The organism is Bifidobacterium sp. POST2/T3 (B1), from assembly GCF_058197115.1.
This window is the reverse complement of record NZ_JBVPQK010000158.1, coordinates 1-5,843: the sequence shown is the minus strand read 5'-3', so window position 1 is coordinate 5,843 and position 5,843 is coordinate 1. Positions and strand designations below refer to the sequence as shown.

6 protein-coding genes are annotated in these 5,843 nt (G+C 60.3%); 1 reads left to right on the top strand and 5 read right to left on the bottom strand.

What is annotated here, in order from left to right:
• Window positions 1-20: 20 nt before the first annotated feature.
• The 4 genes from AC0AP0_RS07885 to AC0AP0_RS07870 all read right to left on the bottom strand — a co-directional run bounded on the left by AC0AP0_RS07885 (window position 21) and on the right by AC0AP0_RS07870 (window position 4,023).
• On the bottom strand, window positions 21-410 hold the full coding sequence (locus AC0AP0_RS07885) for a cold-shock protein (protein WP_015022102.1): 390 nt from the start codon (window positions 408-410) through the stop codon (window positions 21-23).
• 86 nt (window positions 411-496) lie between these two features.
• Window positions 497-2,347, bottom strand: a complete 1,851-nt coding sequence (locus AC0AP0_RS07880; protein WP_490430064.1) for a sensor histidine kinase — start codon at window positions 2,345-2,347, stop codon at window positions 497-499.
• Between the two features lie 94 nt (window positions 2,348-2,441).
• On the bottom strand, window positions 2,442-3,200 hold the full coding sequence (locus AC0AP0_RS07875; RefSeq protein ID WP_254477292.1) for a response regulator transcription factor: 759 nt from the start codon (window positions 3,198-3,200) through the stop codon (window positions 2,442-2,444).
• A 4-nt stretch (window positions 3,201-3,204) separates the two neighbouring features.
• Window positions 3,205-4,023, bottom strand: coding sequence for a TPM domain-containing protein (locus AC0AP0_RS07870; protein WP_490430063.1), 819 nt, complete (start codon window positions 4,021-4,023; stop codon window positions 3,205-3,207).
• Window positions 4,024-4,065: 42 nt separating this feature from the next.
• Between AC0AP0_RS07870 and AC0AP0_RS07865 the strand changes: the two genes are divergently transcribed.
• Window positions 4,066-4,359 (top strand): WXG100 family type VII secretion target, encoded by a 294-nt coding sequence (locus AC0AP0_RS07865; RefSeq protein ID WP_254477290.1) that lies wholly within the window; start codon window positions 4,066-4,068, stop codon window positions 4,357-4,359.
• A gap of 206 nt (window positions 4,360-4,565) precedes the next feature.
• Here the strand turns inward: AC0AP0_RS07865 and groL are convergent.
• Window positions 4,566-5,843, bottom strand: a 1,278-nt coding sequence (groL, locus tag AC0AP0_RS07860; protein ID WP_490430062.1) for a chaperonin GroEL, incomplete at its 5' end; no start/stop codon positions are given.

Sequence of the window (5,843 nt, the reverse complement as noted above, 5' to 3'; positions counted from 1 at the left end):
GGATTCTTCTCGCCGTCCACTCAGTCCGGCACATCAAAGTCATCGGCCACAGCCCTCAGAAGGGTGGCCAGCTTGGCAGATTCAGCCCGACCTGGATAGTGGTGCCGACGCAGGCCATTGCCAGCCGAATCCAGCAGCTTGATCAAATCCTCCACGATCGCGGCCATATCGTCCGGATCAGGTCGCTTGGCGCGCAGGATGGAGGGGGTCGGCCCCACTAGCTTCAGATCCAGGGCCTGGGGCCCCTTGCGGCCCTCCGCCACCGAGAACTCCACCCGGGATCCCTTGCGTATGGTGGATACCCCGGCAGGCAGGGCTGATGAGGGCAGAAAGACATCCCCACCTTGTTCATCCGTGATGAACCCGAACCCCCGCTTGGCGTCGTACCACCGTACTCTCCCGCTGGGCATGCTCTGCCACTTCCTTACGTTGCTTCTTGAACAGGTATATCCGAGATTAGTCTACCTGACTGAAGCGGGCAGGACGACCCATCTTGTCATAGGCGTACGGGATGGTTGGCGGCAGAATTGGCCTGGTCCTCAACGTGCCCCTGATCCCGGCTGACGCCCTGTGGCATGACGATGGTGAAGGTCAAGCCGCCACCCGGGGTCTGCGAAGCGCAGATGAACCCCTGATGGGCCTTGACAATAGACTGGACGATGGCCAGTCCAAGCCCCGTGCCGCCTTTCTCCCGAGCCCTGGACGGGTCGGCCGTGTAGAAACGCTCGAACAGCCTGGCCCTGGATTCCTCGGGGACACCTGGCCCGTGGTCAACCACGCGAATGATGGCGTAGTCAGTGCCCACATGGCTGTTCTCTGCCACCTGAATCGCCTCTGTCAGTCGCCCCAGCGAAGATTCAGTGGCCTCCAACCTTGTCAAATCCGCTGGAGCGATGGTTGCCTTGACAAGGCCCAATCCCACCTGGACCGGGGAATCAGATGGAGTATAGCGGTGAATATTGCCCACGATATTGGTGATCACCTGACGCAAACGGCTTGGGTCGCCAGTCACCTGTACCGAGGGCAGAGATCCCTCCTGAATGTCCAGGCTGACCGATGGGCCCAGGTGCCCGCCCACGGTGATTTTCTCCTTGTTGCGTCCCTTGAGGCCTGGCAGTCCCTTGTTGGCCGTAGCTTGCATTTCCTGAGGGGCAGGCTGATCCTCGGTATGCAGGCAAACCCTTCCTATAGCCACCTCTCTATCCGGGTCCAGGGCATGCAGGTCGTCCACTCCGTCCCGCACCAGTGCAGTCAGGTCAACCGACAGGGTCGGGTCGATCCCCCTGCCCTCATCCAGACGAGCAAGCGAAAGCAGATCCGTAACCAGGACCGTCATCCTGGTGGAAGAATCCTCGATGTGCTGAATGGACTTATCGGCACGCTCCAAAGCCCCTGGATAGTCGCGCTGCATCCTGTAGAGCTCTGCATAGCCGTGGATGGCGGCCAGAGGGGTACGCAGCTCGTGGCTAGCATCCGAAACGAACTGCTTCATCTTTTCAGTGGTCTGACGCTGCTCGTCGAAGGATTGCTCGATTCGTGCCAGCATGGCATTGAGGGATGCCGCCAAGGAGCCCACCTCGGTATTTTCTGGGAAGCTGGGAATGCGTTGGGAAAGGTCGCCAGCCGCTATCTTTGCAGCAGTCTTCTCGATGCGTTTGAGTGGAACCAGAGTGGACTGGATCAGCAGGACCGAGATAATCCCGCCCAGAAGAACCACCACGGCGGAGATGACCATGCAGAAAGCCGTCAGATCGTGTACAGCCTCATCCTGGTCGCTCATGGACAAACCGATGAAGAGTACGCCGCTGATTTCGGACCCGTCCAGTTCATTGCGCAACTTCCACTGCATGGCAACCACACGCCAGGAGGCCCGGGCTCGCTTCATGGTGTCGCGGTCGGGCGAGGCTTGTTTAGAGATCCGCACGTATGCTGGTACCGTGGTCGGCTGGCCAAGGGGTATCGAGCCCATGCTGCCGTCGGCAGGCAGACGCGGGCGGGAGATGACCCCGTTGACCTGCATGGGATTCAGATCGTCCGAAATGATATGCAGGTCGTCGTCACGGATCTGCAGGAAGTAGTCGGTGGGGCCCAGGCCGTTCTTGCTCAGATCCTCCTGACGCAAAAGGGTGGCATTGCGGATTCCCAGATTGGCCTGGCGGATCAGCTGCGAGTCCGTGCGCTTCATCAGGTAGTCGTCGGCCATCTGGCAGATTGCTACAGAAACGCCTACCGTACCCACGATGAGCAGGATGAGCATGCTGGCCACAAGTTTGGTACTTAGGGGAATCGCAGCCAGAGGCGACCTGGGCATAGACCTGCCCCGCGGCTTGCTGGCGTCGGCTCTCATGCCGGAGTCCGAACCCTTGAACGACCTGGACCTGTCAGCCGACCTCGGGTCGGGAACAGCCGACTGTTCTGTCTTAGGGGTCGGACTCTGGGGACTAGTCGCCATCGCCGCCGTCCGATGCGTTCTGCTTGGGTGCCCGGATCATATAGCCGATTCCTCGCTTGGTCTCGATCAACGGGGTGACCTTGTGTTCCCGGCCATGCCCGTCGCTGACGGTGATACCATCCACCTTCTTGCGCAGGTAGGAGATGTAGGATTCCACAATGGCCGCATCGCCGCCCCAGTCGTACTGCCAGACGTGGTCCAGAATCTGGGCCTTGCTGAGCACGCGACCTTCATTGTCCATTAAGTAGCGTAACAGCTTGTATTCGGTCGGGCTCAGGTCGATTGGTCGGCCAGCCCTGGTGACGTCATGGGAATCCTCGTTGATCTCCAGATCGCCCACGCGGATGATCGGGTCGTCCTCCTGATGCTCGCGGGTTCTGCGCAGTATGGCCTTGATTCTGGCCACGACCTCCTCCAGGCTGAAGGGTTTGGTTACGTAATCGTCACCGCCCACAGTCAGCCCCATGACCTTGTCCTGGGTGTCATCCCTGGCCGTCAGGAAGAGCACCGGCGCATCGATTCCCTCCTGACGGATACGGGAGGTGACTGTGAACCCATCGATGTCAGGCAGCATGACATCCAGGACGATCAGATCGGGCTGGATGCGCTCAATGACCTGAATGGCCTCGGAGCCGGACGCTGCGGTCTCGACCGCAAAGCCCGCGAAGTGCAGGGAAGCCACCAGCAGATCCCTGATGGACGGTTCGTCGTCGACCACGACCAGTTGTGCTTGCGTCGGTTTGCTCATGGCTTCAGCTTGCCGCCTCTTTCTGGGTATTGTCTGAAAGTTCGCTGACCGTCTCTGTCGGGCGTGATTTCTTCTTCACTGAACTGGACCTGCGATGATGAGCCCCGCTTCGGCTGCTGCGACGCCACCAAATCGTAACGGCTATACCCAGAACGACTAGGACCACAACCGTTACCGAAAGAGCGATGATCATGACCCGGTGATGTCTGTGGTTTTGGTCAAGAGTCTCCACTTGGGTCATCATGGCTTTGGCCGAGCCCACCCAGTCAGGATTGCGGCTTTTGGTGACCGGCTCCAGAGCAGCCTGCGAGAGCTGATCCACGCTGGATTGGTCCTTGAGCCAGGCCTGCGAGTTGCTGGAGACTGCCACCACCAATTTGCCGTCCTGAGAGGCCACGGCCAGCATAACCGTGTCTTGGGCAGGCTTCATCGATTCGAGCACCCGGGATGCCCAGATCTCCGGCTTGACGCCCTCATAGAAATGCGGCAAGTAGAGCAGTCGGACCGATACCCCTGTTTGCTCTGCAGTCTCCTTGATCGCATCCTTGACGGATCCTACATCCGAGCCCAGCAGATTCTGTGGATCAGTGATCGTGTCGGTCATGGTTCCGGCCCCGGTCTGAGGCTCATCAGCAAAGACCCTGGTCGGTCCAGGGGCGCTCGTCATCAAAACCATCAAAAGCAGGAAAGCCAGAACCCGCCCCATGACCGGAGCGGAGCCCGGACTCGCCTTGTGGAGGAAGACTCGTTCGACCACATGGGTCCGCGGACGGGGCAACTGCGTGAACACTGTCATAGTGTCCACAGTAGCGGTTGACGGCATCGGACTCCCCCACCATCACCGCCATTCACGGAAAGGACAACCATGACACGGTTCCAAGTTGATTCGGATCAGATACAGACCGCCTCCGGCGCAGTCAGCGGCTCGATAGGGGCCATCAGAGATGCCGTGGCGGGAATGTACACCAACCTGGACAATCTCCAAAGTGTCTGGCAAGGCTCGGCGGCCAACCAATTCGCCACAGTGGCCCAGCAGTGGCGCGCCTCTCAAGCCCAGATGGAACAGGCACTTGAAGGCATCCAGGCGGCTTTAACCCAAGCTTCGGCTCTCTATGCAGATACAGAAGCCCAGGCCACACGCCTCTTCGCCGGAGCCTGAGCACTGGACCGATGTGCTGGCAGCTCAAAGCTATTTGACCATGGCATATCGGGCCCAGATCTGGCAAGCATCTGGAAAGACAGAACAGACGATAAACGAAAGCAGACCATAAAAGAAACGGGGGCCTGCGCACCATTGCCCGGTGCGCAGGCCCCGTCCTTGGCGATCACTAGGTTCAGCCGAAAGCCCGGCCGAACCTTAAAGGATCAGTAGCCCATGTCGCCCTGGGGCTGAGCGGCGGCAGGAGCCGGAGGCTCAGGCTTGTTGGCCACGACAGCTTCGGTGGTCAGGAAGAGCCCGGCGATGGAGGCTGCGTTCTGCAACGCGGAACGAGTCACCTTGACGGGGTCGGCCACGCCTGCTTCCAGCAGGTCCTGGTACTCGTTATTGGCGGCGTTGAAGCCCTGACCAGCAGGCAGCGAACGGACCTTGTTGATGACCACGTCACCAGAGACACCGCTGTTCTCGGCGATCTGCTTGATAGGGGCCTCGATGGCGCGGAAGACGATGGAGGCACCGGTGGACTCGTCGCCATCCAGCTTGACATCCTTCTCAGCCTTGGCAGCGGCCTGAACCAGAGCCACGCCACCTCCGGGCAGCAGGCCCTCTTCGATGGCGGCCTTGGCGTTACGGACAGCATCCTCGATGCGGTGCTTACGCTCCTTGGCCTCGACCTCGGTGGCTGCACCGACCTTGATGACGGCCACGCCGCCGGCCAGCTTGGCCAGCCGCTCCTGCAGCTTCTCGCGATCATAGTCGGAATCGGTGCTCTCGATCTCGGTGCGAATCTGGCCCACGCGGGCGGAGACCTCATCCTTGGAACCGCCGCCGGAAACGATGGTGGTCTCGTCCTTGGAGACGATGACCTTCTTCGCGGTGCCCAGCACGCTCATGTCGATGGAGTCCAGCTTGAGACCGAGCTCATCGGACACGACCTGTGCGCCGGTCAGGATGGCCATATCCTGCAGCATGGCCTTGCGGCGGTCGCCGAAGCCAGGAGCCTTGACAGCGCAGGAGTTGAAGGTGCCGCGGATCTTGTTGAGGATCAGGGTAGGCAGCGCCTCGCCGTCCACGTCCTCGGCCACGATCAGCAAGGGCTTGCCGGTCTTCATGACCAGCTCGGCGATGTGAACCACGTCCTGCTGGCTGGAGACCTTGCCCGAGGTCAGCAGAATGTAGGGATCATCCAGAACGGCGGTCTGGTCGTCGTTGTTGGTGACGAAGTAAGGAGCGATGTAGCCCTTGTCGAAACGCATGCCCTCGGTGAACTCCAGGTCCAGGCCGAAGCGGTTATTGTCCTCGACAGTAACCACGCCATCCTGGCCGACCTTGTCCAGAGCCTCGGCGATCTCATTGCCGATCTCGGGGTCACCTGCAGAAATAGTGGCAGTGGCAGCAATCTGGTCCTTGGTCTCGACTTCCTTGGACTGGGCCACGAGTTCCTTGACGATGGCGTCAGCAGCCTTCTCGATGCCGCGGCGCAG

What these genes read in the sequence shown, in the direction of transcription:
- AC0AP0_RS07885 (WP_015022102.1), bottom strand. Translation starts at nt 410, where the DNA reads ATGCCCAGCGGGAGAGTACGGTGGTACGACGCCAAGCGGGGGTTCGGG.
- AC0AP0_RS07880 (WP_490430064.1), bottom strand. Translation starts at nt 2,347, where the DNA reads ATGAGAGCCGACGCCAGCAAGCCGCGGGGCAGGTCTATGCCCAGGTCG.
- AC0AP0_RS07875 (WP_254477292.1), bottom strand. Translation starts at nt 3,200, where the DNA reads ATGAGCAAACCGACGCAAGCACAACTGGTCGTGGTCGACGACGAACCG.
- AC0AP0_RS07870 (WP_490430063.1), bottom strand. Translation starts at nt 4,023, where the DNA reads ATGCCGTCAACCGCTACTGTGGACACTATGACAGTGTTCACGCAGTTG.
- AC0AP0_RS07865 (WP_254477290.1), top strand. Translation starts at nt 4,066, where the DNA reads ATGACACGGTTCCAAGTTGATTCGGATCAGATACAGACCGCCTCCGGC.